The sequence below is a fragment of the Victivallis vadensis genome (assembly GCF_003096415.1).
Classification (GTDB): Bacteria; Verrucomicrobiota; Lentisphaeria; order Victivallales; family Victivallaceae; genus Victivallis; species Victivallis vadensis.
The window spans coordinates 133,287-157,216 of the sequence record NZ_QEKH01000006.1; the positions used below are offsets into that span (position 1 = coordinate 133,287).

The 23,930-nt window shown below is 60.9% G+C and carries 21 protein-coding genes; 9 read left to right on the plus strand and 12 right to left on the minus strand.

Features of this window, described 5'->3' with window-relative positions; genetic code table 11:
- Positions 1–19 precede the first annotated feature (19 nt).
- From rsxC to C8D82_RS05215, 3 genes are read right to left on the minus strand one after another with little or no spacing between them, the layout of a single operon-like run.
- On the minus strand, positions 20–1,342 hold the full coding sequence (gene rsxC / locus C8D82_RS05205) for an electron transport complex subunit RsxC (protein WP_116883217.1): 1,323 nt from the start codon (positions 1,340–1,342) through the stop codon (positions 20–22).
- Entirely contained in the window at positions 1,339–2,190 is an 852-nt protein-coding gene (locus C8D82_RS05210; RefSeq protein ID WP_116883218.1) for an RnfABCDGE type electron transport complex subunit B, read from the minus strand. Before C8D82_RS05210 ends, rsxC begins: the two co-directional genes overlap by 4 nt.
- An 18-nt stretch (positions 2,191–2,208) precedes the next feature.
- The gene (locus C8D82_RS05215) at positions 2,209–2,799 is read right to left on the minus strand and encodes an electron transport complex protein RnfA (RefSeq protein WP_116883219.1); all 591 of its coding nucleotides are present in this window, start codon (positions 2,797–2,799) and stop codon (positions 2,209–2,211) included.
- A gap of 186 nt (positions 2,800–2,985) precedes the next feature.
- Between C8D82_RS05215 and C8D82_RS21060 the strand changes: the two genes are divergently transcribed.
- From C8D82_RS21060 to secA, 7 genes are all read left to right on the plus strand, one after another.
- Entirely contained in the window at positions 2,986–3,561 is a 576-nt protein-coding gene (locus C8D82_RS21060) for a hypothetical protein (protein WP_165832838.1), read from the plus strand.
- Position 3,562: 1 nt separating this feature from the next.
- Positions 3,563–4,549, plus strand: a complete 987-nt coding sequence (locus C8D82_RS05220; protein WP_165832839.1) for an ABC transporter substrate-binding protein — start codon at positions 3,563–3,565, stop codon at positions 4,547–4,549.
- Positions 4,546–6,609 (plus strand): SpoIIE family protein phosphatase, encoded by a 2,064-nt coding sequence (locus tag C8D82_RS05225; RefSeq protein ID WP_116883221.1) that lies wholly within the window; start codon positions 4,546–4,548, stop codon positions 6,607–6,609. The genes C8D82_RS05220 and C8D82_RS05225 overlap by 4 nt, the downstream gene beginning before the upstream one ends.
- 239 nt (positions 6,610–6,848) lie before the next feature.
- Entirely contained in the window at positions 6,849–7,310 is a 462-nt protein-coding gene (locus C8D82_RS05230; RefSeq protein WP_116883222.1) for a PTS sugar transporter subunit IIA, read from the plus strand.
- Between the two features lie 27 nt (positions 7,311–7,337).
- Entirely contained in the window at positions 7,338–7,730 is a 393-nt protein-coding gene (locus C8D82_RS05235) for a hypothetical protein (protein WP_116883223.1), read from the plus strand.
- A gap of 145 nt (positions 7,731–7,875) precedes the next feature.
- Entirely contained in the window at positions 7,876–8,442 is a 567-nt protein-coding gene (gene pyrE / locus C8D82_RS05240) for an orotate phosphoribosyltransferase (protein ID WP_116883224.1), read from the plus strand.
- 1 nt (position 8,443) lies between these two features.
- Positions 8,444–11,506, plus strand: a complete 3,063-nt coding sequence (secA, locus tag C8D82_RS05245) for a preprotein translocase subunit SecA (RefSeq protein WP_116883225.1) — start codon at positions 8,444–8,446, stop codon at positions 11,504–11,506.
- Positions 11,507–11,698: 192 nt separating this feature from the next.
- On the opposite strand, the gene C8D82_RS05250 is transcribed toward secA, so the two are convergent.
- The 5 genes from C8D82_RS05250 to C8D82_RS22270 form a co-directional block, all read right to left on the minus strand.
- Positions 11,699–13,204 (minus strand): UxaA family hydrolase, encoded by a 1,506-nt coding sequence (locus C8D82_RS05250; RefSeq protein ID WP_116883226.1) that lies wholly within the window; start codon positions 13,202–13,204, stop codon positions 11,699–11,701.
- A gap of 3 nt (positions 13,205–13,207) precedes the next feature.
- Complete coding sequence (locus tag C8D82_RS05255; protein ID WP_165832840.1) at positions 13,208–14,710, minus strand: tagaturonate reductase; 1,503 nt, start codon at positions 14,708–14,710, stop codon at positions 13,208–13,210.
- A gap of 16 nt (positions 14,711–14,726) precedes the next feature.
- Complete coding sequence (locus C8D82_RS05260) at positions 14,727–15,908, minus strand: glucuronyl esterase domain-containing protein (protein ID WP_116883228.1); 1,182 nt, start codon at positions 15,906–15,908, stop codon at positions 14,727–14,729.
- A gap of 10 nt (positions 15,909–15,918) precedes the next feature.
- Positions 15,919–17,430: a DUF1846 domain-containing protein gene (locus C8D82_RS05265; RefSeq protein ID WP_116883229.1), complete on the minus strand. Its 1,512-nt coding sequence runs from the start codon at positions 17,428–17,430 to the stop codon at positions 15,919–15,921.
- Positions 17,431–17,501: 71 nt separating this feature from the next.
- Positions 17,502–18,224, minus strand: coding sequence for an AraC family ligand binding domain-containing protein (locus C8D82_RS22270; protein ID WP_116883230.1), 723 nt, complete (start codon positions 18,222–18,224; stop codon positions 17,502–17,504).
- A gap of 39 nt (positions 18,225–18,263) precedes the next feature.
- Between C8D82_RS22270 and C8D82_RS05275 the strand changes: the two genes are divergently transcribed.
- The gene (locus tag C8D82_RS05275) at positions 18,264–19,196 is read left to right on the plus strand and encodes a hypothetical protein (protein WP_116883231.1); all 933 of its coding nucleotides are present in this window, start codon (positions 18,264–18,266) and stop codon (positions 19,194–19,196) included.
- 123 nt (positions 19,197–19,319) lie between these two features.
- Positions 19,320–19,949 carry a hypothetical protein gene (locus C8D82_RS05280; protein ID WP_116883232.1) on the plus strand — a complete coding sequence of 210 codons (630 nt, stop codon included), beginning with the start codon at positions 19,320–19,322 and terminating at the stop codon, positions 19,947–19,949.
- Positions 19,950–20,107: 158 nt separating this feature from the next.
- Here C8D82_RS05280 and C8D82_RS05285 read toward each other — a convergent pair whose 3' ends face one another.
- Genes C8D82_RS05285 through C8D82_RS05300 form a run of 4 tightly spaced genes read right to left on the minus strand, consistent with a single transcriptional unit; the run spans position 20,108 to position 23,909 of the window.
- Positions 20,108–21,067 carry an NAD(P)H-quinone oxidoreductase gene (locus tag C8D82_RS05285; RefSeq protein ID WP_116883233.1) on the minus strand — a complete coding sequence of 320 codons (960 nt, stop codon included), beginning with the start codon at positions 21,065–21,067 and terminating at the stop codon, positions 20,108–20,110.
- Positions 21,068–21,073: 6 nt separating this feature from the next.
- A complete protein-coding gene (locus C8D82_RS05290; protein ID WP_116883234.1) occupies positions 21,074–22,093 on the minus strand; it encodes a Gfo/Idh/MocA family protein in 1,020 nt (339 codons plus the stop codon).
- Between the two features lie 18 nt (positions 22,094–22,111).
- Entirely contained in the window at positions 22,112–23,113 is a 1,002-nt protein-coding gene (locus C8D82_RS05295; protein ID WP_116883235.1) for an NAD-dependent epimerase/dehydratase family protein, read from the minus strand.
- Between the two features lie 22 nt (positions 23,114–23,135).
- On the minus strand, positions 23,136–23,909 hold the full coding sequence (locus tag C8D82_RS05300) for a type I 3-dehydroquinate dehydratase (protein WP_116883236.1): 774 nt from the start codon (positions 23,907–23,909) through the stop codon (positions 23,136–23,138).
- Positions 23,910–23,930 lie beyond the last annotated feature (21 nt).

Here is a 23,930-nt window from a genome sequence, read left to right on the forward strand (position 1 = left end):
TTGTTCACTATATTGTAAATTACTTTTTACGCTTGCGGATTTCGGCCTTGGCGCGGCGCATGTGCTGGACCAGCGGCCGGTGGGCCGGGCAGACATAAGCGCAGGAGCCGCATTCAAGGCAGTCCATCACGTGGTTCTGGGCGGCGAGGTCGAACCGCTCCGCCTCGACCGCGTTGCCGAGCAGACAGGGGATCAGGTTCATCGGGCAGCCCTCCACGCAGCGCCCGCAGCGGATGCAGCCGGTCGAACCGTAATTCATCGAAAGCTCCACCGGCAGCAGCAGGATGCCGGAGGTGTTCTTGGCCACCGGCACCTCAAAGGATTTCTGCGCGAAGCCCATCATCGGCCCGCCGAGAATCAGCTTGCCCGGCTCGGCGGTCACACCGCCCGCGAACTCGATCGCCTTGATCACCGGAGTACCGATTTTCAGCAGCCAGTTGCCCGGATTTTTCACCACTTCGCCGGTTATGGTGGTCACGCGTTCGACCAGCGGGATGCCGCGGCAGACCGCGTCGGTCATCGCGGCGGCGGTGCCGACATTCTGAACCACGCACCCGGCATCCATCGGCAGGCCGCCGGTCGGAACTTTCCGGCCGGTGATCGCCATGATCAACTGCTTTTCGGACCCCTGCGGATACTGCACTTTGAGGGTTGCGACCTTGATGCCGAATTCGGCGGCCCGGCGACCGAGCGCTTCGATCGCATCGATCTTGTTGGCCTCGACGCCGATATAGACGTTCTTCACATTCAGGATTTTCGCTGAAATCGCGGCTCCCTCGAGCACCCGTTCGGGCTGTTCGAGCATCAGCCGGTGATCGGCGGTCAGGTAGGGTTCGCACTCGGCGCCGTTCAGGATCAGCGTATCGATGGTCTTATCCGGCGGCGGGGAGAGTTTCACGTGGGTCGGGAACGCCGCCCCGCCCATGCCGACCAGCCCGGCGTCGGCGGTGCGCTTGAGCAGTTCTTTCACATCCGCCTTGTGCCAGTCGATCGCCGGCATCGGTTCGCACGGCTCGTCCTGTCCGTCGGCTTCGATTTCGATCGCGGGAATCAGAGTTCCCATCGGCCCCGGAACATCGACGATGCCGGTGACCTTGCCGCTGGTCGGAGAGTGGAGGTTGGCGGAAACGAAACCGTCCGCCTCGGCGATCAGCTGATATTTCTTCACGAGGTCACCGGCCTTCACGACCGGTTTGGGCAGTTTGCCGACGTTCTCGGAAAGCAGCACGCGGTATTTGTCCAGCAGCGGCGCCGCCGTAATCGGGGCGTTGCAGCTGAGCGCCTTGCCGTCGGAGACGGGATGGATACCGCCGTCAAAAGTCAGGATATCTTTCTTGCTCATTTTTTTCCGGCACTCCACTCAGGCTCATTCTGTTCGATTTTCAGGTGTTCCTCGACGGTCAGCAGCGCGCCGGTCGGGCAGCCGACGGCCGACACGTCTTCCGCGGTCGGGAAGGCTTCCGCCTGATAGTTGACCGCGGCGAGGAAACCGTTGACGGTGAATTTGTCCGGCGCGAACTTCGCGCACTTGCGGCAGCCGATGCAGGGGACGTTGCAGACCTGCTTCTTGGCGGCGCCCTTGGCCGGGGAATTGCAGTAGATATGCACGTCGGCGTCGGCGGGCACCAGCTTGATCACGCCGCGCGGACACGCCGCCACGCAGTTGCCGCAGCCGACGCACAGCTCGCGGTGGACCACCGCCAGATTGTTGATCATCTCGATCGCGCCGAAGGGGCAGTGATGGGCGCAGGTCCCCATGCCGAGGCAGCCGTAGGAGCATCCTTTCGGGCCGCCGGCGACCAGCGACGCGGAAACGCAATCGAGCACGCCGTTATAATTCAGCAGCCGCTTGGTCTGCTCCATGTCGCCGCCGCAGCAGACCACCGCCCGCTGCTGGAAGGATTCGCCGGCGTCGATGCCGAGCGCCATCGCGATCGCGGAAATCTGCTCGGAAGAGGACACCGGACACTTGGACGGCGGATTTTCGCCCGCGACCACCGATTTGGCGAAATCGGAGCAGCCCGCCTTGCCGCAGCCGCCGCAGTTGGCGCCGGGCAGCAGCTCGGTGACCAGCTCCACGCGCGAATCGGTTTCAACCCGGAAAAGTTTGGCGAACCAGCCGATCACCACGCCGAGGGCCAGCCCCAGCACGGCCATCAGCACGACAGCAATCAAAACCACAGTATTCATTCGTCAGATGCTCCTGAATCAGCAGAGGCCGGAAAAACCGACGAAGGCCATTGCAAGTATGCCGGCGGTCACCAGCGCGATCGGCGTTCCCTTGAACGCTTCCGGCGGCGTCGCCAGCTCAAGACGTTCGCGCAGGCTGGCGAACAACAGCAGCGCCAGCGCGAAACCGACGCCCGAAAAGAAACCGAACACCGTCGACTCCATCACCGTGTAGCCGTTGTTGGCGCTGATGGTGGCCGCGCCGAGCACCGCGCAGTTGGTGGTGATCAAAGGCAGGTAGATGCCGAGCGCCTGATAGAGAACCGGCGAGAGCTTCTGGAGCATGATTTCGATCAATTGCACCAGCGCGGCGATCACCAGGATGAACACCAGCACCTGCAGGAAGATCAGATCGATTTTCTCTCCGCCGAACGAAAATTGCAGTACGTTCCGGTAGAGCAAGGTCGTGATGAACGATGCGAGCGTCATCACGAAGATCACTGCGCCGGACATGCCCATCGCAGTACTCAGACGCTTGGAGACCCCCAGAAACGGGCAGATCCCCAGGAAGCGTGACAGCACGAAGTTGTAGACCAACACCGCGCCTACAGTCAGCTCCAGATATTTCATTTGTCGTGTATTCCTCCCTTTTCCCTGTTTTTTGGCAAGACGACGTATTAATCTAACGCACAAAGAACTTTTTTCAAGCAACGGTTTCACGGCATCCGAAAGTTTCCGTTTTTTTGAAGCCGGTTCTTGACGAATCCGGAAAAGCCTGTATTTTACAGTAACTTTGAAAGTCGGCAGGAGAGAAAGTTGAAGAAGACACGGTTGTTTCTGTTCGGAATCGCACTGACGGCGCTGGCCGGCTGCGCGCTGTTTTCGCTGAATCCGTTTTATACACCGCAGAACCGGATCGACGTACCGTTGGAGGCGCGCGGCCTGTGGAGCGGCGACCGGCTGCATCTGAAAATCCTGCCGGACGGAACAGTCGAATACCGTTCATTCGCCGGGGAAAAAACGGTGGAGCTGGAGCTTCAGGCCGTATTTTTCAAGGTGGCGGATTCCCTTTACGCGGATCTTTCCCTGGCCAAACCGCCGCCGGACGTCGAAAACGCGATGCTGCTCGGCACGCTGGTCCCCACGCACAATGTGTATCAAATAAAGATGGACAGCGATGCGCTGACAATCCTGTGGCCGGACTTCGAAAAACTGCGGGAACTTTGCCTGGCGGGAAAAGTGAAGCTTCCGTATGCCGCGCTGCCCGCAAAAGACGCCCCGCCGGTTTTCACGGCTTCTCCGCAGGAGTGGGAGAGTGTGCTCCGCAGTTGCTCCGGAACGATTTTCTCCGGGAAGAATGCGATCCGGCTTCAACGGGTGCTGGTGCAATAAAATGGTAAAACGATTCCTTGCGCTTCTGCTGCTGTGCGCCGTAATTCCGCCGGCCGCCGCCGGACGCCGGTGGGTATTGACGATGCCGTGGATTCCGCAGGCGCAGTTCGCGGGCATCTATTATGCGAAAGAGGCCGGAGTCTTTGCCCGGTACGGCCTGGATGTGCGGATCCGCCACCGGCTGACCGAGGTGGATATATTCGACTACCTGAAGGATCCGGAGTCCGAGCTGGTGGTCGCCCCCCTGGTCGCCGCGCTGCGGCATGACAATGCGTCGGCGCCGCTGGTCAATATCGCCCAGTTCAGCCAGAATTCTTCGGTGATGCTGGTCGCCCGCGGCGCCGGCGTCGGCCGGCTGGGGCAGCTCAACTCCCGGCGTCCGGACGGCAGCCGCCGCCGGGTCGGCGTGTGGAGGTTCAACTTCGATACGCTGCCGAAAATTTTCCTGGCCCGGCAGAAGCTCGATGTGGACATCGTTCCGGTCAACAGCGGCATTTCGCTGTTCCTGTGGGACGCCGTGGACGCACTGGCGGTGATGAGCTACAACGAGTATTACCAGATTCTCGCGGCGGGCTTCAACCCGGAAGAACTGATCCGCTTCCGGTTGCGCGACTACGGCCTCAACATCCCGGAAGACGGCCTGTACGCGCTGCGGGAAACCGTCCGGCGCTGCCCGGAGGAGTGCCGCCTGATGCGGTTGGCGATTCTGGAAGGCTGGCGCCTGGCCATGAAGCATCCCAACGAGGCGCTCAAATATATCCGCCTCTACTGCGACCGGGAAAACAGCGCTTTCGATGTCGCCCACCAGCGCTGGATGCTCGGAGCTTACAGCAAGGAGCTGGAGCTGGGGAATCCGCAGCTGCGGGGAAAGCTGCAGCGGAAGAGCTATGATTCGACGGTAAAGCTGCTGACGCGGCATGGAGAACTGGCCTCCGCGCCGTCTTATGAGGATTTCTGTCCGGCTCTGCCGCGGGAGGTGAAGCCGTGAAACGTTTTCGCGACCTGAGCCTCACCGTCAAGCTGAATATCGCGCTGATCACATTGCTGGCGGCGATTTTCGCCTTCAGCTTCATCTGGATGCGCCGCGAAGTGCGGAATCTGTTGACCGGGGAAATCTCCCGGACCGCTCAGATGTCCGTAGAGCTGGCGGCCCGGAAGATCAACGCCGGATTTCCGGTGGTGGCGACCGGCGCGGCGGAGTTCGCATCGGTGCTGGAAACGCTCGAGCCGGATGAAGCGGATATGCGCCGGATGCTTGAGCGTACCTATCGGCAACTCAAAACGCAGGTGCCGGCGCTCTGCGGCATCAGCATCGCTTATCCCCCTGACGATCCGGTGGCGGCCGGCCGCTATTTCATGCTGTATATCCACGAGGGACCGGCCGGGGAACCGCGGGTTGTCCGCCTGGGCGGTCCGGGCTATCAATATGATAAATTCGACTGGTTTGTGCTGCCGGAGCTGCTGGGCCGCTCCATCTGGACCGAGCCCTATTTCGACACCTACGCCCGTCTGCACATGACCACATGGAGCCAATTGATCCGCAAGCCGGATGGACAATTCCGGGGAGTCGTCGGTTTCGATCTCTCACTCGCCGGACTCGGCAGGATGGTCAAGGACGCCGACGCTTACGGTTACGGCGAGGAGTTCCTGCTCTCCCGCTTCGGCCGCTTTGCGGTCTTTCCCGGCGAAATGCCGGCGGAAGCCGAAAACGACTGGCTGGAAACGACGGAAGCCGAAGCTCCGCCGCTTCCGGCGGAAGACCGGCGGCACCACGTCTACAATACCACGATTTTCAGCATGGCGGACGCGATGGCCGGCTCCGCCTTTTCCGACAGTCTGGAACTCTCCAAGCTGCGCCGGGTCGGCAAGGCGATGCTGGCGGGGGAAACCGGACACGCCCGGCTCGGACTGCTCAGCCGGGAGCGCGATGAAGCGCAGTGGCTCTATTTCGCCCCGTGCTCCACACCCGGCTGGAGCGTCGGCGTGATCTACCCGGAAAAGATGCTGATGAAGCAGCTGGATCAGCTGGAATGGCAGATCGGCTCCCTGGCTGTGCTGGGCATCCTGATGATGGTATTGACCGTGGCGGTGATCAACCGCCGTTTTTCGCATCCGCTGGTCCGTCTGGCCGGGGTGGCGCAGTCGATCGGGAGCGGCAATTTCAACACGCCGGTTCCGGCGGTGCGCGGGCTGGACGAAATCGGCCGCCTCAGCAGCGCGTTCCATTCCATGCAGCATGAACTGAAACGGTATGTCGATGAGCTTCAGGAAAACACGGCAATCCGCCAGAAGATCGAAAGCGAACTGGAGGTCGCGCGGCAGATTCAACGCAGCATCCTGCCGGCGATGCTGCCGCCCCTGCCGGAAACGCCGGAGTTCTCGCTGTTCGCGCTGCTGCGTCCCGCCCGGGCGGTGGGCGGCGACCTCTACGATTTTTTCTTTCTGGACGAGTTTCACTGGTGCTTCATTATCGGCGATGTTTCAGGCAAGGGGGTCCCGGCGGCGCTGTTCATGGCCGTGACTCAGACGCTGCAGCGCAGCGAATCGGAAAAACAGCATTCGCCGGGGGCGTTGATTTCCCGGATCAACAACCTGCTGGTGCGGAATAACGATTCGATGATGTTCGTGACCTATTTCCTGGGGGTGCTGGACATCCGGACCGGCGAAGTGGAATACACCAACGCCGGACACAATCCGCCCTACATCCTGCAGGGATGCGGCGAACTCAAGCTGCTCAACACCCGGCACGGCCCGGCGCTGGGGGTGGTGGAGAATCAGGAGTACGGCAGTTCCCGGATCACGCTCGAAGAGGGGGATGCGCTGGTTCTTTACACGGACGGCGTGGTGGAGGCGATGAATCCGGAATTTCACGAATTCGGAGCTGAATCCCTCCGGCAGGTGCTGGCCCGGGACCGCGGACTGGAACCGCGCATTATCGGCGGCGACATCGTGGCGGCGGTCGACCGGTTCGCGGACGGGGCCGAGCAGGCCGACGATATCACGCTGCTGGTGCTGAAATACCGGAAAAACGGAATTGCCGCCGGGTGAAAACGGACGGTAACCGTTTCGTTGAGACGGCCGGTTTCGGCCCGGAAACGCCCGGAATGCGTTTTTTTGAGCAGCCGGAACGATTTAGAAGAAATTTTTTTGGCTTATCCTGTTGAAAAAATGAAACTGGCGGGATATCTTAAGGATAAATTATATAATTCGGACAACCGGCTGCGGTTCATCAATATTCCAGCGGAATTTTTCAAGCGGCCCAAAGGACAGTTTTACGGAGATAAAAAATGAAGTATGATTTCACCCAGTATGTGACCAAGGATTCGGTGATGTCGCTCGACGGCCGGAACAAGCTTGAGATCATGGACCAGCTCATCACCCGGGCTGCGGACCTGACCAAGCTGAACCGCGACGTGATCTTCCGGCTGACCTGGAAGCGCGAGCAGATGATGACCACCGGCGTCGGCGGCATGCTGGCGTTGCCGCACATCCGGGTGAACGACATCACCCGTCCCTATGTGATCATCGGCGTCTGCGAGAATCCGATCGAGGATTACCAGGGGCAGGACGACCAGCCGGTGCGCGTGGTCGTGTTCACCGTCGCCCCCGATGAAAACCAGGAGGCCTATCTCCAGCTGCTTTCGAGCATCTCGCGCAAGCTGCGCAATTCCGCTCTGATCGAGGAACTGGTCGGATGCGTCGGAGCGCCCGCCAGAATCCTCGAAGTGATCAAGCGTGAAGAAGCCTAATCGAACGGCAGGAAAGATACCTGAAGAATGAGCAAGTCCGCGAATGAACTCGGCGCCAAGGCGCAGATTGACTTTCATTGTTTTGATCCGGAGTGCGACGGAATCGTCAAATTCAACCTGGCCGATATCGCCGGCCGGGAATTTCAGGCGGTCTGCCCGAAGTGCCATCGCGCCTATGAGCTGGATGCGGCGTTGAAGGACAAGCTCGGCCGGATGCTCGAACTGATTACCGCCATCCGCAAGGCGGAGGATATTCTCGGAGACAGCAATGTTTCGGTGAATGTCGCCGGCGGAGAGGTGAAGATACCCTATGCGCTGCTGTTGACGCGCCTGAATACCCTGATTACGCTGGAGGTCGGCGGCCGCAAGGTGGACTTCCACTTGTGGATCGAGCCTTCTTCCCCGGATACGTTCCGGTAAGAAGCGCAAGTACAGTAAACAGTGCCGGCCCCGGGCCGGTTGCACGTCGGCAGCGCCGCGGAGCAGGAAATCTGCGCCGGGTGCAGGAGCCGGCGTTTGTTTTTTATGAAGTCTGAAGTTTAACATATCAGGAGTCGAAAAAATTATGACGGAACAGGAAATCATCAGAATTCTGGAAGAGTCCGGCGCTTTGCTGACCGGCCACTTCCAGCTGCGCAGCGGCCTGCACAGCAACCGCTTCTTCCAGGCGGCTCTGCTGCTGCAATATCCCGACAAGGCGGAGACGGTCTGCCGTTTCCTCGCGGAGCAGTACAAAAATGAAAAAATCGATGCGGTGATCTCTCCCGCGGTCGGCGGCCTGATCGTCGGCCAGGAGGTCGCCCGCGCCCTCGGCTGCCGCGCGATCTTCGCGGACAAGGAGGACGGTCAGCTGGTGCTGAAGCGCGGCTTCTCGATCAAGCCGGGCGACCGGATTCTGGTCGCGGAAGACGTGGTCACCAAAGGCGGCCGGGTGCAGCAGACGATCGACCTCGCCCGCAGCTTCGGCGCGGAAATCGTCGGCATCGCGGTGATCGTGGACCGCTCCGGCGGCGACGCGAAATTCGACGTGCCGTTCAAGAGCGCCCTGAAACTCTCCCTCCCGACCTTCGATCCGGCGGAATGCCCGATGTGCAAGGAAGGTCAGGCGATCGATCGCCCGGGGTCGAAATAAGATGCTTACGAATATACTCAAAGCCATCTTCGGCACCAAATCCCAGCGCGACCTGAAGAAGATGATTCCGCTGGTCCGCAGGATCAACCAGCTGGAAGAGGAGTACCGGAAGCTCTCCGACGAGCAGCTTCAGGCCAAGACGCCCGAATTCAAGGAGCGTCTTGCCAAAGGCGAAACGCTTGACGACATCATGTGCGAAGCGTTCGCCGTGGTCAAAAACGCCTGCCGCCGCCTTGCCGAACGCCATACCGAGGTCGATGTATGCGGCCAGATGCAGGTGTGGGATATGATTCCCTTCGACGTGCAGCTGATGGGCGGCATCGCGCTGCACCGCGGCAATATCGCGGAAATGGCAACCGGCGAAGGAAAAACCCTCGTCGCGACCATGCCGCTCTATTTGAACGCGCTGACCGGCAAGAACTGCCAGCTGGTCACGGTGAACGATTACCTCGCACTGCGCGACTCCACCTGGATGGGCACGGTCTACAAGTTTCTCGGCCTGACGGTCGGCTGCCTGCAGAACATGCAGCCGCCGCACGTCCGCCGCGAGCAGTACGCCTGCGACATCACCTACGGCACCAACAGTGAATTCGGCTTCGACTATCTGCGCGACATGGGCATGGCGACCGAAGCGTCGCAGCTGGTGCAGCGCGACCACTATTACGCGATCGTCGACGAAATCGACAGCATCCTGATCGACGAAGCGCGTACCCCGCTGATCATCTCCGGCCCGGTGCCGATGTCGACCCACCAGTTCGACGTGCTGCAGCCGCTGGTCGGCGACCTCTACAACAAGCAGAATCTGCTCTGCTCGCGGCTGGTCCGTGAAGCGCGCGCGGTCCTCTCCAGGCAGGATGTGTCCGCCGATGAGCGCGAAGAGGCGATGATGAAGCTGCTTCAGGTCAAGTTCGGCCTGCCGACTCACAAGCAGCTGCTGCACGTACTCGAAGACGGCGACATCGTCAAGGAGCTGGAAAAGCTCGAAACCCGCGTCCGCAGCGATTCCAACCGCGGCATGCTGCAGGAGGTGCAGGAGGGGCTGTATTTCGCGATCGACGAGAAAACCCACGAGGCGGACCTGACCGAGCTCGGCCGCAAGAATCTTTCTCCGAACGATCCGGATGCGTTCATCGTGCCCGATTTGCTCGGCACGATCAACAAAATCGACTCCGACGATTCGCTCTCCGCGGCGGAAAAGACCGAGAAGCGCAATGCGTTTCAGGAGGAGTTCTCCGCCAAGAGCGAGCGGCTGCACGACCTGTCGCAGTTGCTGAAGGCCTACTGTCTGTTTGAAAAGGATGTGAACTACGTGGTTCAGGACCGCAAGGTGATGATCGTCGACGAGCACACCGGCCGCCTGATGCCGGGCCGCCGTTTCTCCGACGGCCTGCATCAGGCGCTGGAAGCCAAGGAAGGGGTTCCGATCGAACAGGAAACCCAGACTATGGCGACCATCACCATCCAGAACTATTTCCGCATGTACAAGAAGCTCGCCGGCATGACCGGTACCGCCGAAACCGAGGCGAACGAGTTCCACCAGATCTACAAGCTCGACGTGATCGTGGTGCCGACCAACCGGCCCTGCATCCGCAAGGATGAGAACGACTCGATCTTCAAGACCAAACGCGAGAAGTTCACCGCGATCCTGAAGGATGTCGAAGAGCGCCACAAGAAAGGGCAGCCGATCCTGCTCGGCACGATTTCGGTGGAAGATTCTGAAATCCTGTCGCGCATGCTCAAGATGCGCAACATTCCACACAACGTGCTGAATGCGAAAAATCACCAGCATGAGGCCGAAATCGTCGCCCGTGCCGGTCAGGCCGGGGCGGTGACCGTCGCGACCAACATGGCCGGCCGCGGCACCGACATCAAACTCGGTCCCGGTGTCGCTGATCTCGGCGGGCTGCATGTGATCGGCAGCTCGCGCCACGATTCGCGCCGTATCGACCGCCAGCTGCGCGGCCGCTGCTCGCGTCAGGGCGACCCCGGTTCGTCCAAGTTCTACGTGTCGCTGGAGGACAACCTGATGCGTCTCTTCGGCTCCGACCGGATCGTGAAGATTTTCGACCGGTTCGGTCTGGAGGAGGGCGACGAGCTGCAGCATCCGTGGCTGACCAAGTCGATTGAAACCGCGCAGCGCCGCGTCGAGCAGCACCACTTCTCGATCCGCAAACGCACGCTGGACTTCGACGATGTGATGAATAAACAGCGCGAGATTATCTACGGCCTCCGCAAGGATGCGCTGCTCTCCGAAACTCCGCACGATGTGCTGTTCGGCATTATCGAGCAGGTGGTCGAAATGGAGATCCAAAAGGCCGCCAGCCCGGCTGAAGGCGACAAGGAGTCCAAGCGCGACGGTTTCAATATCGAAGCGCTGCTGGCCTACCTCAATCTGACTTTCCCGCTGAATTTCACCGAGGAAGAGCTGACCGAGGGAATCGACGGCGCCCGTCTGGTGGATGCCGATAAGCTGACGCTCCAGATCGTCGACCGGATCGAACAGGCCTATGTCGACCGCAACGCGGCGCTGCCGGAGGATCAGGTCAAGTATCTGGAACGCCACACCGTGCTCGAAGCGATCGACCGGCTCTGGCAGGAGCATCTCTACGCGATGGACAACCTGCGTTCGAGCATGTCGCTGCGCGTCTACGCTCAGAAGGACCCGCTGGTCGAGTACAAGCACGAAGCGTACAAAATCTTCAAGGCCCTGATGGACCAGATTTATCAGGATGTCGCCGCGAATCTCTTCCGGGCCACCGTGACCCGGCTGATTTCGCTGGAAGAACTGCTCGCTTCGATGCCGCAGGAACTGATCCACAACACGCTTGACGGCGGTGCGATCACGATCAATTCCGCGGATCTCGCTCCCGGCCAGCCGATCATGCTCGGCGGCATGCCTCCGATGGGAATGGCGGGCGGCGCAGAAGCGATGCCGGAGGAAGCTCCGGCGGAACAGGACGACGTGCAGATCACGTTCCATCGCACCGTGCCCAAAGTCGGCCGTAATGACGACTGCCCCTGCGGCAGCGGCAAGAAATACAAGAAGTGCTGCGGCAGGGAATAAGCCGCCGGCATATTGAAACGAACTCCCCGGTTCCCGTGAGGTGTACCGGGGAGTTCGTTTTTTATCGCTGTTTCGACACCGTTTTTGAGATTTTTGCACAGCAAAAATTTCAAAAACATACCTGGCGCCGGCGCCTTGCCGGTCGGGTTCCAGAGGCGAAGCGCCTTGGTTGCCGAAGGCGAAATCCCAAGGCTACAGGGTGACGCCGTCCTTGAAGATGGCGATTTCCTGATAACCGTAAGTTTCGTTGCGGGCTTCGACTTCGCCGGAGGCGAGCCGGACCACATAATCGAACAGCTCTTTGCCGAGCTTGTCGAGATCGGTGCCGCCTCTGACGAGGACTCCGGCGTCGAAATCGATCCAGTTCGGCTTGCGTTCGGCAAGCTCGTGGTTGGTCGCGATCTTGACGGTCGGAACCGGCCCGCCGAAGGGAGTGCCGCGCCCGGTGCTGAACAATACGATCTGCGCGCCCGCCGCGGTGAGCACCGTGGTCGCGACCATATCGTTGCCGGGGCCGGTCAGCAGATTCAGGCCGGGGGTTTTCAGCGGTTCGCCGTAGTCGAGCACGTCCGAAACCGGGCCGGTGCCGCCCTTCTGGGTACAGCCGAGGGACTTCTCCTCAAGCGTGGAGATGCCGCCGGCTTTGTTGCCCGGAGAAGGATTCTCATAGACCGCCTGTCCGTGGCGGAGGAAATACTCCTTGAAGCTGTTGACCATCGCGACGGTGCGGTCGAATACGCCGCGGTCGGCGGCGCGGGCCATCAGCAGCGTTTCGGCGCCGAACATTTCGGGCACTTCGGTCAGCACGGTGGTGCCGCCCGCCGCGACCAGCAGGTCGGAAAAGCGGCCGATCAGCGGATTCGCGGTGATGCCGGAGAGGCCGTCGGAGCCGCCGCACTTCAGGCCGACTTTAAGTTCGGAAACCGGAACCGGTTCGCGCTTGAAGCCCTCCGCCTGCGCGGCCAGTTCTCCGAGCAGTTCCAGCCCCTGTTCGTACTCGCTGCCGTCATCCTGCGCTTTCAGGAAACGCACACGCGACAGGTCGCAGCCTTCGAGCCGCGCCCTGAAACTTTCGAGCGTGTTGTTTTCGCAGCCGAGCGCGACGACCAGCACGCCGCCCGCGTTGGGGTGCTTCACCAGCGCGGCGAGGATTTTCGCAGTCATCTCGTGGTCGCCCCCGAGCTGTGAACAGCCATAGGGGTGCGGAAACGCCAGCGCCCGCCGCACGGTGCCGCGCGGCAACTGCCGCCCGAAATCGCGGGCGAGGTTTTCGGCGAGTTTGTTCACGCAGCCGACGGTCGGCACGATCCAGAGATCATTGCGGATGCCGACGGTGCCGTCGGCGCGCCGGAAGCCCTGAAAGGTCCGGCCCGCCTCGCACGGGTCGAGCTTCGCCGGAGCCGCCGGAGCGTAGCTGTATTCGAGTTCGCCGGAAAGGCGGGTCTTCAAGTTGTGAGTATGCACGAACTCGCCGGGCCGGATCTCCCGCGTCGCATTGCCGATCGGCATGTCGTACTTGATCACCGCACTCTGGGCCGGAATGGCGGTGAGCGCGAATTTGTGGCCGCGCCCAACCGGCTGCGCCAGCGTGACGGCCAGGCCGTCCGCCTCGCACCGCTCTCCGGCGGCGAGGTCGGTCAGCGCGACGGCGACATTATCGGTGCGCCCGATCCTGATGTAACGGGGAGCTTCGGCCATGGTTCACGCCTCCAGCAGCTTGCGGACCGCGGCGGCGACGCCGTCGTCCTCAATGGATTTCAGATACGCGGCCGCCGCGTCGGTAAAGCCCGGCACCTGATTCAGGTCACGGCCCCAGAAATCGGTCTTGGAGGCGATGGTTTCGATGAAGCTCCGGTAGTCGCCGGAGCGGTCCAGCTCGGCATAAGCGGCATTGATCGTGGTGATCTTGGCGTCGTCGTCGCTGATCGGATAACTGCCCGCGGCGCGCTTGCCGATCCACTTGCCGTCGGCATTCTTGGTGCCGCGGTAGAACGCGAGCAGCGCGGCGAAGGAGAAAGTCAGCACCTTCGGCAGTCTGCCTTTGAGTTCGACGTAGTCCAGCAGCGACGGCAGCACGCGCACCTGCCACTTGGAAATCGAATTGAGCGAAATCGAGATGAGCTGGTGATTGGCGAAGGGGTTCAGGAAGCGGTCGATGATCGACTCGGCGAACGCCTTCTTTTCGCCGTCCGGCAGCTGTACGGTCGGGAACACCTCGTCGAACAGCGCGGTGCGCAGATACCGGCCGAACAGCGGATCGGCGGTCATTTTGTCCACGAAGTCGAAACCGGCCAAATAGGCGGCGAGCACGCTCGACGTGTGGCCGCCGTTCAGGAACCGCACCTTGCGGCTGCGGTACGGGGTCTGGTTGGAGGTCCAGACGAGGTTCAGCCCGGCCTCGGCAAACGGAATGACCTTGCGGAACTTCTCATCCCCCTCGATCACGAACAGATGGAAAAGTTCGCCGCAATCGAGCAATTTATCCTCGTAGCCGAGTTTTTCGCAATAAGCAGCGGCTTCGGCGCGCGGATAACCGGCGACGATCCGGTCGACCAGCGTATTCAGGAACGCACACTCGTTTTCAACGTATTTCACGAAGCCGCCGCCGAGCTTCCAGTCGGCAGCGTAGTGAAGGATACATTCGCGCAGCTTTGCGCCATTCCTGTCAATCAGCTCGCACGGCACGATCACCAGACCTTTCCGCCCCGCCTTGAACCGCTCGTACAGCAGACTGGCCAGCTTGGCCGGATAGGTCTGCTGCGCCTTGCCGGGCGTATAAGCCTCCGGCCGGTATTCGATGCCCGCCTCGGTGGTGTTGGAGAAAACCAGCTCCAGCGACGGCAGACAGGCGCATTCGACCACCTTGTCCCATTCGGAATCGGTCTTAAGGCATCCCTTCACGCAGGTCACGACCCGCTTGTATTCGGCGGGAGCCCCGTTTTCCATCCCGCGCAGGATCAATGTGTAAAGGCCGTCCTGCTCATTGATGAAGTCGGCCATTCCCTGCGGCAGCGGCTGCACCAGCTGCACCATGCCGCCGAACCTGCCGGCTTCGTTGGACTTGTCGATCATCCAGTCGATGAAGGCGCGCAGAAAGTTGCCTTCGCCGAACTGCATCACTTTGACCGGGTACTCCTCGCGCGGCCCGATCACCAGATCTTTCGTCTGAATGGAGGGCAGCAGCTTGCGGGTTAAACGTTCCATGATCATTCCCTTTTCCTTATGAATTGCGTCTGATGAAATCCGTTACAAACTTCCAGTCGACCGGCGTCACATCGTGGATGCCGGTGCGCAGATAGTAGCCGACCGCGTCGCCGAACACCGGCTGCTCCGGCGCCGGGAACTCCGCGTCGCCGATCCCCTCGCAGCCGAACAGCCGGTAGACTTCGCCGGCCGCACGGGCCGACAGGAATTCGCCGCGCGGGTCGGCCCACAGGTCCTCAGTCGCGCTGGCGACCAGCACCGGGCGCGGCGCGGCCAGCGCCAACAGGAAATGCTGGTCGAAGGGCAGCTCCGCCTCACACCCGGCGTACCGGTCAAGCTCCTTTTGGAACCACCACGGGAACATCTGCGTGATGCGCCCGACCGTTTCGCCGAAGTTCCGACGGCTCAACGCCGCACCGCAACAGCCGGAGTCGTTGCTGACCACCCCGGCGAAACGCGGTTCGTTGGCGGCTGCCCACAGCGCGGTCTTGCCGAGCCGGGAGTGGCCGTGCGCCCAGATCCGGCGGCGGTCGATGCGCGGGTCGGTTTCCAGAAGTTCGAGCATTTGCACATAACCGAACGCCCATGCGCTGATCGCGGTCAGTTCGCGATGCTCCGGCGTCAGCCCGTCGGCTTCGCGGTACAGCCGGAACACGCTGTCGGCGCGGCCGTCCGCCCGGTCCGGGAACAGGTCGCCCCGGAATGCGGTCGCGACGGAGAAGCCGCTCTCGACCAGTTGCCGGAAACACCACCGGCCCGTCTGGCTGCCCCGTTCGACCGGTTCGTCGAGCGGGAAAAATTCCGGCGGAAATACATCCGGCTCCGGAGAACAGGCGTGGTTGCCCCGGAAATTCATGCCGACGATCGCCGGGACCGGCTCCTTCACCGACTTCGGCAGATACCACAGCACGTCGATGCAGTGATGCTTCCTCCCCTGCTCCAGATGGATGCGGATTTCCCGGCGAATCGCAATGCCATCGATGGCATCGTCGCACTCGCGGCGAAGTTCGAACCGCACGGCTTCAGGCCGGGGCGGAAGCTCGCCATACATGATCCGGGCGAACTCGGCGCGGATGGCGGCCCGGCGGCGGTTCCACCGGGTTGCGGTGCCGATCCGTCCGCCGTCTTCCCCCTCAAGCGGAGAGGGCAGCGGCAGGTTGCCGGCTTCGGATTCTTCGTAATTGGCTTCGGGCAGCATGAAAGACCTCCTATTCCATAAACAGGTTGCGGCTGGTAAAGACCGGTTCGCTGGTAAGGCGGATGCCGAGCTTGCGCAGTCCCGCCTCGTCTCCGGCGGTCGGCAGATGGCTGATGTGCATTTCGCAGCCGGCGAGCTGCGGCAGCTTGCGCATCGCGAGGCGGGCCGCCGAATTGGTCGGCACCGAGACGCTGAGCGCCGTCAGCGTCTCGGCGAGGTCGAGGCTGACTTCGCGGTTCTTGAATACATTTTTCTTGAGCTGGGAAACCGAATCGATCACTTCGGGAGAAAGCATCAGCAGGTCGTCCGGCAGCTTCGCCAGCAGTTTGATCGCATTGAGGATGCAGCTGGAAGCGGCATGCAGCAGCGGCGAATTCTTGCCGGTCACGATCGTGCCGTCCGGCAGCTCCAGCGCCGCGCCGCAGTAGACGTTGTTGTTCCCCTTGCCCTGCGTTTCGGCCTCCTTGGCGGCTTTGCGCGCGGGAGCGACCACTTTGCGGTCGAGCTCGGTCACACCGAGGTCGTCCATCAGCAGCTTGACCCGGTCCACCGCCGCCTTGTCGGCGGTGCCGGTCGCGTAATCGGCCATGTAGCGGAAGTAGCGGCGGATGATCTCCTGAATGGAAGCCTCGCGCACCACCCGGTCGTCGCTGATCGCGAAGCCGACCCGGTTCACTCCCATGTCGGTCGGGGACTGGTAGAGCTGCTCCGGCTCCATGATCCGCGCGCAGATGCGCTTGACCACCGGGAAGATTTCGACATCGCGGTTGTAGTTGACCGCCGTCTTTCCGTAGGCTTCGAGGTGATAGGGATCGACCATGTTCACATCGGCGAGGTCGGCGGTGGCCGCCTCGTATGCGATGTTCACCGGGTGCTTCAGCGGCAGGTTCCAGACCGGGAAAGTCTCGAATTTGGCGTAGCCGGCCTTGACGCCGCGCTGAAACTCGTGGTACACCTGCGACAGGCAGGTCGCCATTTTGCCGGAATTGGGGCCGGGGCCGGTCACGATCACGATCGGCTTTTCGGTTTCGATATAGGAGTTTGCGCCGTAGCCCTTGCGGCTGACGATGGTGTCGAGTTCGGTCGGATATCCCTGAATCGGGCGGTGGGTGTAGACCTTGATGCCGCGGCGCGAAAGTTTGTTCAGGAAGGTGCGCACCGCCGGCTGGTCCTGATAGCGCGTGACCACGACACCCCGGACCTCCAGCCCCCAGTCGTGCAGGTCGTCGATGGTGCGCATGGTGTCGGTGTCGTAGGCGACGCCGAAATCGGCGCGCATTTTACGCTGTTCGATGTCCCCGGCGAAAATGCAGATGATGATGTCGACCTTGTCCTTGAGCTTCTGCAGCAGCTTGATTTTCGCGTTGGGGTCGAAACCGGGAAGGATGCGCGCGGCGTGGAAATCGCAGATCAGTTTGCCGCCGAACTCCAGATAGAGCTTGTCGCCGAACTTGGCGGCCCGTTCCAGAATCGCGTGGGACTGTTCTTCCAAATACTTCTCGCTGTCGAAACCCGGTCTCATAAAACTTCCCTCTGCCAAGATGCTGCAAACTGAACAAACATGATTGCAATATAGCTCCGCGCTGTAATTTTTCAAGAATTTTTTACGGAAAAGATTCCCGATTCCGGCGAAGCGAGGAACCGCTCCGGCAGCTTTCCCGGCTTGCAGCAAGAAGTCATTCGAGGAGCTTGGAAAACGAGCCGGAGAAACGCTTTTTCACCTTTCATCAACTCCCCGACGCGGAGAAGATTGCAGAGGGAGGAATTTGCGGCGATACTCCTGCGGCGACAAAAAAACTTGCGGCGGAACAGCTTGCAGAAATAATTGCTCTCCCTGAAACCGCAGCTGTACGCGATTATGGCCATATGGTCGGCGTCGAGCATGAAACCGTCATGCAGCACCGAATCGGCAGTTTTGCCCAGAATGGCCTGGCAGACGGCATCTTTTGCCAGATCGGCCAATTCCATTTTCAACCGCTTCGGCAGATAGAGGATGTTGATAATCTCAAATTCGCTCATCTGCCGGTAGCCGTGCACGCAGCCCGGGGTCACCAGAAACACGCTGCCGGGGCCGACCTGATATTCTCCGGTTTCCGTCAGATGGATACCCGTTCCGGCGCGAACCAGCACCAATTCGAAGAAATCATGTTCGTGAATAATTTCCGTTGTACCGAAGTACTTCCGTAATCCGACCCAGACGCCGGGCCCGTCCGGGGTGAAGCAGAGATATTCCGACATCCGCGTTTTGATTTCGGCGCGCAACTCCAAGTTTCCGTTTCTCCTGCATGTTGTTTTTCCATGTCGTGAATATATCATATTTTACCGTGTTTATCAATTTTTATTTTTCCGTATCAATTGACGGTCCGCGACCTGTTCGGCAATCCGGTTTGTCAGGGCAAGGCGGCGAACCTCACGCTGAAATTGAATGGCGGCCCCCGCTTTCTTTTCGGCAGCGGAAAGCTCCCGGAAACGGCGGCGGAATCCCGAAAGGCATGGATGGAGGAACGCCGCCTCGCCGCCGAAGCGGAAACGGCGGTGACCCCCCTGCCGGTCATGGAGCTTGAACCAAATGAAAAGCGATCTTTTGAATTCACCATGCCCTCCGGCAGCCGGGCCATCTGGTCGGAGACGCCGGAATTCCCGGCCGGATTACGGGTCCGAACCGGGCGTGACCGGGTGTCCGGCGAAATCACCGCCGGCAACGGCGCCGAGGCGGGTGTCGTGAAATTCACTTTCCGCCTTCCTTCGGAGGATATGCCGGAGGTGATCCGGTGGCTCCCGGTCGATGTCGGGAGGCGCAGCTTCATCCGCGGCGGAAGTTTTTTCCACGATCTCCGGGAGTTTTGCCATCCCGGCGTCCGTGTGGAGGCGGAAGGCGGTGTGGACAACTCCGGCTGCCTCCGCCTCGGCGGCCCGTTCCGCGGCAGAATCCATCACCTGGAACAGCTCCCGATGCTTCCGGGGCGTCCGCTCCGCTTCAAAGCCATGCTGAAAGGCAGGCTTTCGCCGGATGTGCGGCTTTCCTTTCACGCGGCGATGTTCTCCGGCGGACATTGGGCCGGAACCTGGAGAATCGCGGCTCTGGGGGAACCGCCGCTGGAGGGGAAAAAATATCCGGGGACACCCCTGCCGCTTTCGATATCGCCCGACGGGTGGCACGAAGTTTCTGCAGAGCTTCCCGCCGACCGGCTGCCGGGCAAAGCTCTCACGTTGATCTTCTACATCGACGTCAACGGCGGAGAAGCGGCGGATTGGCTGCTGATCGATAATCTGGAACTTTACCAATAACCGGAGATTTGAAAAAATGGAACAGAAAACATCATTGACGGGAAGTGGAAAAATGGGGAAAAAATATTATTCACGCTTATTTAACTTATTGTGATTGTTGCAATTATCGCTATTCTTGCAGCTATGCTCCTTCCCGCGCTGAATAAGGCGCGGGAAGCGGCGCGCGCCTCCAGCTGCCTCGGCAATCTCAGGCAGACCATGCAGGGCATGCTGCTGTATGCGGACAACAACAAAGGCTGGACCGTTCCGAATTGGCGGAGCGGAGTCGGCTGCTGGGGCGATGTGAATGAATTCGGGCTTTTCCCGAACTATCTGCCTCGCGTGGCAGGCAAATGCCCGGCGGATCCGGTCACATCGATCGGCTCATCCACCGGAATATATGGGATGTATCTTTTTGCCGTAGACTCCGGGCTGGGCAGCAGAGGGGCGGACGCAGCTTCGGTTCTCGGCAGCGGCGCCTGTATCGAGGCGCCCCCGTGGAGCGGAACCATCTCCTACCGGCCCAGCCTGATGAAGGCTCCCAGCACAACGGTATTCCTTGCCGACACCCGGGATATCAATAATATCGGTCTTTATATTTTCTCTCCGACCGGAAGCCTCGTTGACAGGGATGGTGTGGCAACCGTTCATAACAACCGCGCCAACGTCAACTTCTTCGACGGCCATGTCGCCGCCAGAAGCTATACCGAACTGAAAACAGTGACCAACCGTTTCACCCACGTGCTGCAAGCCACTTTAACCCCTTGGAACTGACCTTGAAGTCTGTATGTTAGAGCTTATCCCTAAATAAGCCAAATCATCCTGATGCCGATTCTTTAATTTAATGCCGTGTGCAAGTTTCTTGAACCGGGATTTCGCTCCCTTCGGAGCGACCAAGGCGCTTGCCCCGGACCGCCGGAGACATCTCCCTGTCAGGGAAAGCGCAGTACGACTTTGCCGATGTTTTCGTTGCGGCGCAGTATGTTGTGAGCTTCGTCGACCTGGCGGACCGGAAAGACCGCGTGAATATTGGTCACGAGCTTGCCGTCGGTGAAAAGGGGCCAGAGCTCGCGTTCCAGCGCCTGCAGGATCGCGGCTTTCTCTTCCGGCGTGCGGCTGCGGAGCGTGCTGCCGATCAGCCGGATGCGCTTGCGCCAGACGGTTTCGAGGTCGATGGCGGTTTCGGCTCCGCCCAGCGTGGCGATCATGATCCAGCGGCCGCCGAATGCCATGTGACGGAAACATTCGCCCATGAGTTTCCCGCCGACGCAGTCCAGGGCGACGGTCGGCGGATGGGCGGCGATGACTGTACGGATGTCTTCGGTGTGGTAGTCGATCGCGTAATCGGCGCCGAGTTTACGCACGAATGCCGCTTTCTCGGGGGAACCGATGGTGGTGATGACTTCGGCTCCCATCCGTTTGGCGAACTGGATCGCGGCGAGGCCGACGCCGCTGGCTCCGGCCTGCATATAGAAAACATCGCCCGGCTTCATGCCGCCCGCCTCGTGCATCAGATTGAGGTAGACGGTGCTCCAGACCTCCGGCAGCGAGGCGGCTTCGATCATCGACAGCCCTTCGGGGACCGGAATAACCATGCCCGCCGGTACGGCGACCAGCTCGGAGTAGCCGCCGCCGCCGAGCAGCGCACAGACTTTATCGCCCGGCCTGACTTTCGCGTCCGCCGGAGCGGCGACCACTTCGCCGGAGACCTCGAGTCCGCACCACTGCGGCCAACCCTCGGGTGACGCGTAACAGCCGTCCTTCTGCATCAGGTCGGCGCGGTTGACCGCGGCGGCGCAGACCCGGATCAGCACTTCGCCGTCGCGGGGAACCGGGTCCGGTACTTCGGCCCAGGCGAAATTGCGGTCGGCGTCGAGAATCATTGCGTGCATGGCATCTTATCTCCAGCGGTTGTATCCGGCGGCGGCCAGTGTGACTTCGTGCACCAGATAATCGTGTTCATACGTGTACGGGTTGGCAATCTCGCCCCGGATGATCCGGGCCAATTCGAGCAGCTGGGCCTCGTAGCGGTCCGCCTGCGGTGGAAAACGGAGCGTATGCTTGCCGGCGGGAAATTCTCCGGCGGCGGCCGCGAGGTTTAAGGAGAGCTCGACCGGTTTTCCGTCGAAACGCTCCAGCGGATTGAAGGCGATCGAACCGTTGGTACCGACGATCTTCATGCGGCGTCCGTCCGTATCGGCGATGTCCTTGCTGCAGGAGCGGAGGGTTACGGTTGCATGCGGATATTCCAGAACCGCCATGCAGTTGTTCCGGATCGCGGCCGGATAACCCGGCGCGGATTTCAGGAACGGCGTCACGTTTTCCGGGCGCCCCAGAGCGGCGGCCACGAAGTCAATCAGATGGCAGCCGAGGTTGTACATGATTCCGCCTGCGAATTTGCCGATGTACTCCTGATAGGGTTCGCCGCCGTAACAGTGGTTCATATCGGCTTCCAGCTCGAACACCTCGCCGATCAGCTTGTTACGGATCGCGGCGATACAGAACTGAAACGCGGGATTGCCGCGGAACATGAAGCCCATCTGGAACGGAAGATTCCGCTCTTTGCAGCCGTCGAGCAGCGTTTTGTACAGCGCGAGGTCCTCGCCGCCGGGCTTGTCCATGTGCATGGCCAGATTGCGCTCCATGCAGCGCAGCGCGACCGGGACGAGTTCGTTGTTCGGCACCTCCACGGTGACGGCCTGAAGACCGGGCATATTGAACGCCTCATCGAGCGTCAGTTTCCGCAATCCCTCGTAGGGTTTTACAAAATCGTTACCGAAACGCGGCGATTTGGAGAATTCCCGGTCGTCGACATAACCGACGATATCGAACACCTCAGGCAGTTTCCGCAGCGAATACATTTTCCCGTTGGCATGTTCGTGCGTGATGCCGATCTGGGCGATTCTGATTCTATCCATTTTTGAGTTCCTTCCGGCTTACCGCATGGCAGCGAGGTAGTCGTCCATCCGGCGGTTGACGGGCCACGGATAGTCTTTGGGACAGCGGGAAATCTCCCTTTCAAGGCCGTCGTACAGGGGCGTCAGTTCCGACTGGCTGATCCCGGTTGCCGCGAGCACCTTGGAGTTGTCCATGATCCGGTCGAAGAGGCGGTCATATTCGAGCTGCCAGCGCGCGCCGAAGTCATACGGGTCGGGCCGCAGGATGCGGATATAATCCTCCTTGTCCACCCAGACCGCTTCGAGGTTGCAGATCGCCTTGTAATAGTCGGCGATTTCGCCCCAGCTGTGGTGTTCGGCGGTGGCGACGGTGAAGGCTTCGCCGCGCGCGTGCTCGTTGAACAAAAGCCCCGCGATCATCCGGGCGACATCGCCGCCCCAGCTCATCGTCGCCTGAACGTTCCGCGCCTGTTCCGGGAGGACGACGGCTTTCCCGGCGAAGGCCCGCCCCACGGTGTCCGGCGCTTCCAGCGTCACGAGCTGGTTGCGCAAATAGGAATAGGTGATGGCGGGGCGGACGATGGTCCAGTTCCGGTTCGGCAGCGCGCGCAGGATGTTTTCGCCGCGCGCCTTGTAGACGGAATAGTCGTCCGAATTGCGCAGCACAAGGTTGTCGGCGGTGTCGAGCAGCCGCGGCGAACTCTCTTTGACCGGATGCTCCTTGTCGTCGTAGATGCGGTAGGTCGACAAATAGACGTAGTGGTCCGTATGCGCCGGCAGGAACGCCAAAGCGCCGGGAAGCTCGGCGGTGGAGTAGATCATGAAGTCGACGATGCCGTCGCAGCCGTTCGCCAGAAGCCGTTTCAGGACTTCCCGGTCCTTGGCGTCGGCTTTGATGCAGTTCACGTTGGGCCTGTCGGATTTCACTTCGTCGAGGGAAACGGCATCGACCTGATAACCCAGATCGGCAAGCAGCGGAACCAGATAGCGGCCCATCGCGCCGGTGGCGCCGAGAACGAGGACTTTGCGTGGAGTATTCATGTCGCTTTTCTCCTTCGGGAGGTTACAGGTTGTTGATGTTCCAGTGCATATTCTGCAGTACGGTTTTCATCGCGCGGATGGTGGGCTGCCCCATGCCGTAGCGCGGTTCGTAGCGGGAAACCGCGAAAAGGATCGACACGCCGAGCGCCGGCCCCATGAAGCGGTGCGGACGGCTGTAACTGCCGTTGCAGAGGTGGATGAACGGCAGTTTGAGTTCGCGTTTCAGCAGCAGCGTGGTGCGGAACGCCTCGGCCAGTTCGTCATCGCTGTTCACCGTGGTCACGATCTTTACCACATCCGCGTCGCGTTTCGCGGTCTCCGACAGGTGTTCGAGCACCTGTTCCGCCGTGCGGGGACACTGCATGTGCGACGAGATCACCACATCGGCCCCCTTGCCGTGAATCCGGTCGATCAGCCGCTTCTGCTTATCGACGGCGGCCTGATTGCGGGTCAGTTCCATCGGGGAGGGATCGTACAGGTCCCCCATCACGTCGATGATCGAAGCGCCCGCGTCGGCGGCGGCGAGCAGCACCTCCTGCCGGGCGTCGTCGCCGAGATGCTGCTGCGGATCGTTGCGGTAGAAACAGAACATGAAAGGCAGCCGCACCGCGTCGATCACCCCTTTGAGCGCGTCGCGCTTGCGGAATTCCGGCTTCAGGTCCCCCAGGTCGACCGCGAGGCCGTCCGCTCCTTCAAATTCGCAATTCCGCGCTTCGGCGGTCAGCTCCGCCGGCGTCTGCCCGGCGAAGATTCCGGTGACGACCGGATCGGGCTGGTTGAGAAAGGTTCGTTTCATAAACGGGTCCTCCTGTTTTTC

What these genes read in the sequence shown, in the direction of transcription:
- rsxC (WP_116883217.1), bottom strand. Translation starts at nt 1,342, where the DNA reads ATGAGCAAGAAAGATATCCTGACTTTTGACGGCGGTATCCATCCCGTC.
- C8D82_RS05210 (WP_116883218.1), bottom strand. Translation starts at nt 2,190, where the DNA reads ATGAATACTGTGGTTTTGATTGCTGTCGTGCTGATGGCCGTGCTGGGG.
- C8D82_RS05215 (WP_116883219.1), bottom strand. Translation starts at nt 2,799, where the DNA reads ATGAAATATCTGGAGCTGACTGTAGGCGCGGTGTTGGTCTACAACTTC.
- C8D82_RS05220 (WP_165832839.1), top strand. Translation starts at nt 3,563, where the DNA reads ATGGTAAAACGATTCCTTGCGCTTCTGCTGCTGTGCGCCGTAATTCCG.
- C8D82_RS05230 (WP_116883222.1), top strand. Translation starts at nt 6,849, where the DNA reads ATGAAGTATGATTTCACCCAGTATGTGACCAAGGATTCGGTGATGTCG.
- C8D82_RS05235 (WP_116883223.1), top strand. Translation starts at nt 7,338, where the DNA reads ATGAGCAAGTCCGCGAATGAACTCGGCGCCAAGGCGCAGATTGACTTT.
- pyrE (WP_116883224.1), top strand. Translation starts at nt 7,876, where the DNA reads ATGACGGAACAGGAAATCATCAGAATTCTGGAAGAGTCCGGCGCTTTG.
- secA (WP_116883225.1), top strand. Translation starts at nt 8,444, where the DNA reads ATGCTTACGAATATACTCAAAGCCATCTTCGGCACCAAATCCCAGCGC.
- C8D82_RS05250 (WP_116883226.1), bottom strand. Translation starts at nt 13,204, where the DNA reads ATGGCCGAAGCTCCCCGTTACATCAGGATCGGGCGCACCGATAATGTC.
- C8D82_RS05255 (WP_165832840.1), bottom strand. Translation starts at nt 14,710, where the DNA reads ATGGAACGTTTAACCCGCAAGCTGCTGCCCTCCATTCAGACGAAAGAT.
- C8D82_RS05260 (WP_116883228.1), bottom strand. Translation starts at nt 15,908, where the DNA reads ATGCTGCCCGAAGCCAATTACGAAGAATCCGAAGCCGGCAACCTGCCG.
- C8D82_RS05265 (WP_116883229.1), bottom strand. Translation starts at nt 17,430, where the DNA reads ATGAGACCGGGTTTCGACAGCGAGAAGTATTTGGAAGAACAGTCCCAC.
- C8D82_RS22270 (WP_116883230.1), bottom strand. Translation starts at nt 18,224, where the DNA reads ATGATATATTCACGACATGGAAAAACAACATGCAGGAGAAACGGAAAC.
- C8D82_RS05280 (WP_116883232.1), top strand. Translation starts at nt 19,320, where the DNA reads ATGCTCCTTCCCGCGCTGAATAAGGCGCGGGAAGCGGCGCGCGCCTCC.
- C8D82_RS05285 (WP_116883233.1), bottom strand. Translation starts at nt 21,067, where the DNA reads ATGCACGCAATGATTCTCGACGCCGACCGCAATTTCGCCTGGGCCGAA.
- C8D82_RS05290 (WP_116883234.1), bottom strand. Translation starts at nt 22,093, where the DNA reads ATGGATAGAATCAGAATCGCCCAGATCGGCATCACGCACGAACATGCC.
- C8D82_RS05295 (WP_116883235.1), bottom strand. Translation starts at nt 23,113, where the DNA reads ATGAATACTCCACGCAAAGTCCTCGTTCTCGGCGCCACCGGCGCGATG.
- C8D82_RS05300 (WP_116883236.1), bottom strand. Translation starts at nt 23,909, where the DNA reads ATGAAACGAACCTTTCTCAACCAGCCCGATCCGGTCGTCACCGGAATC.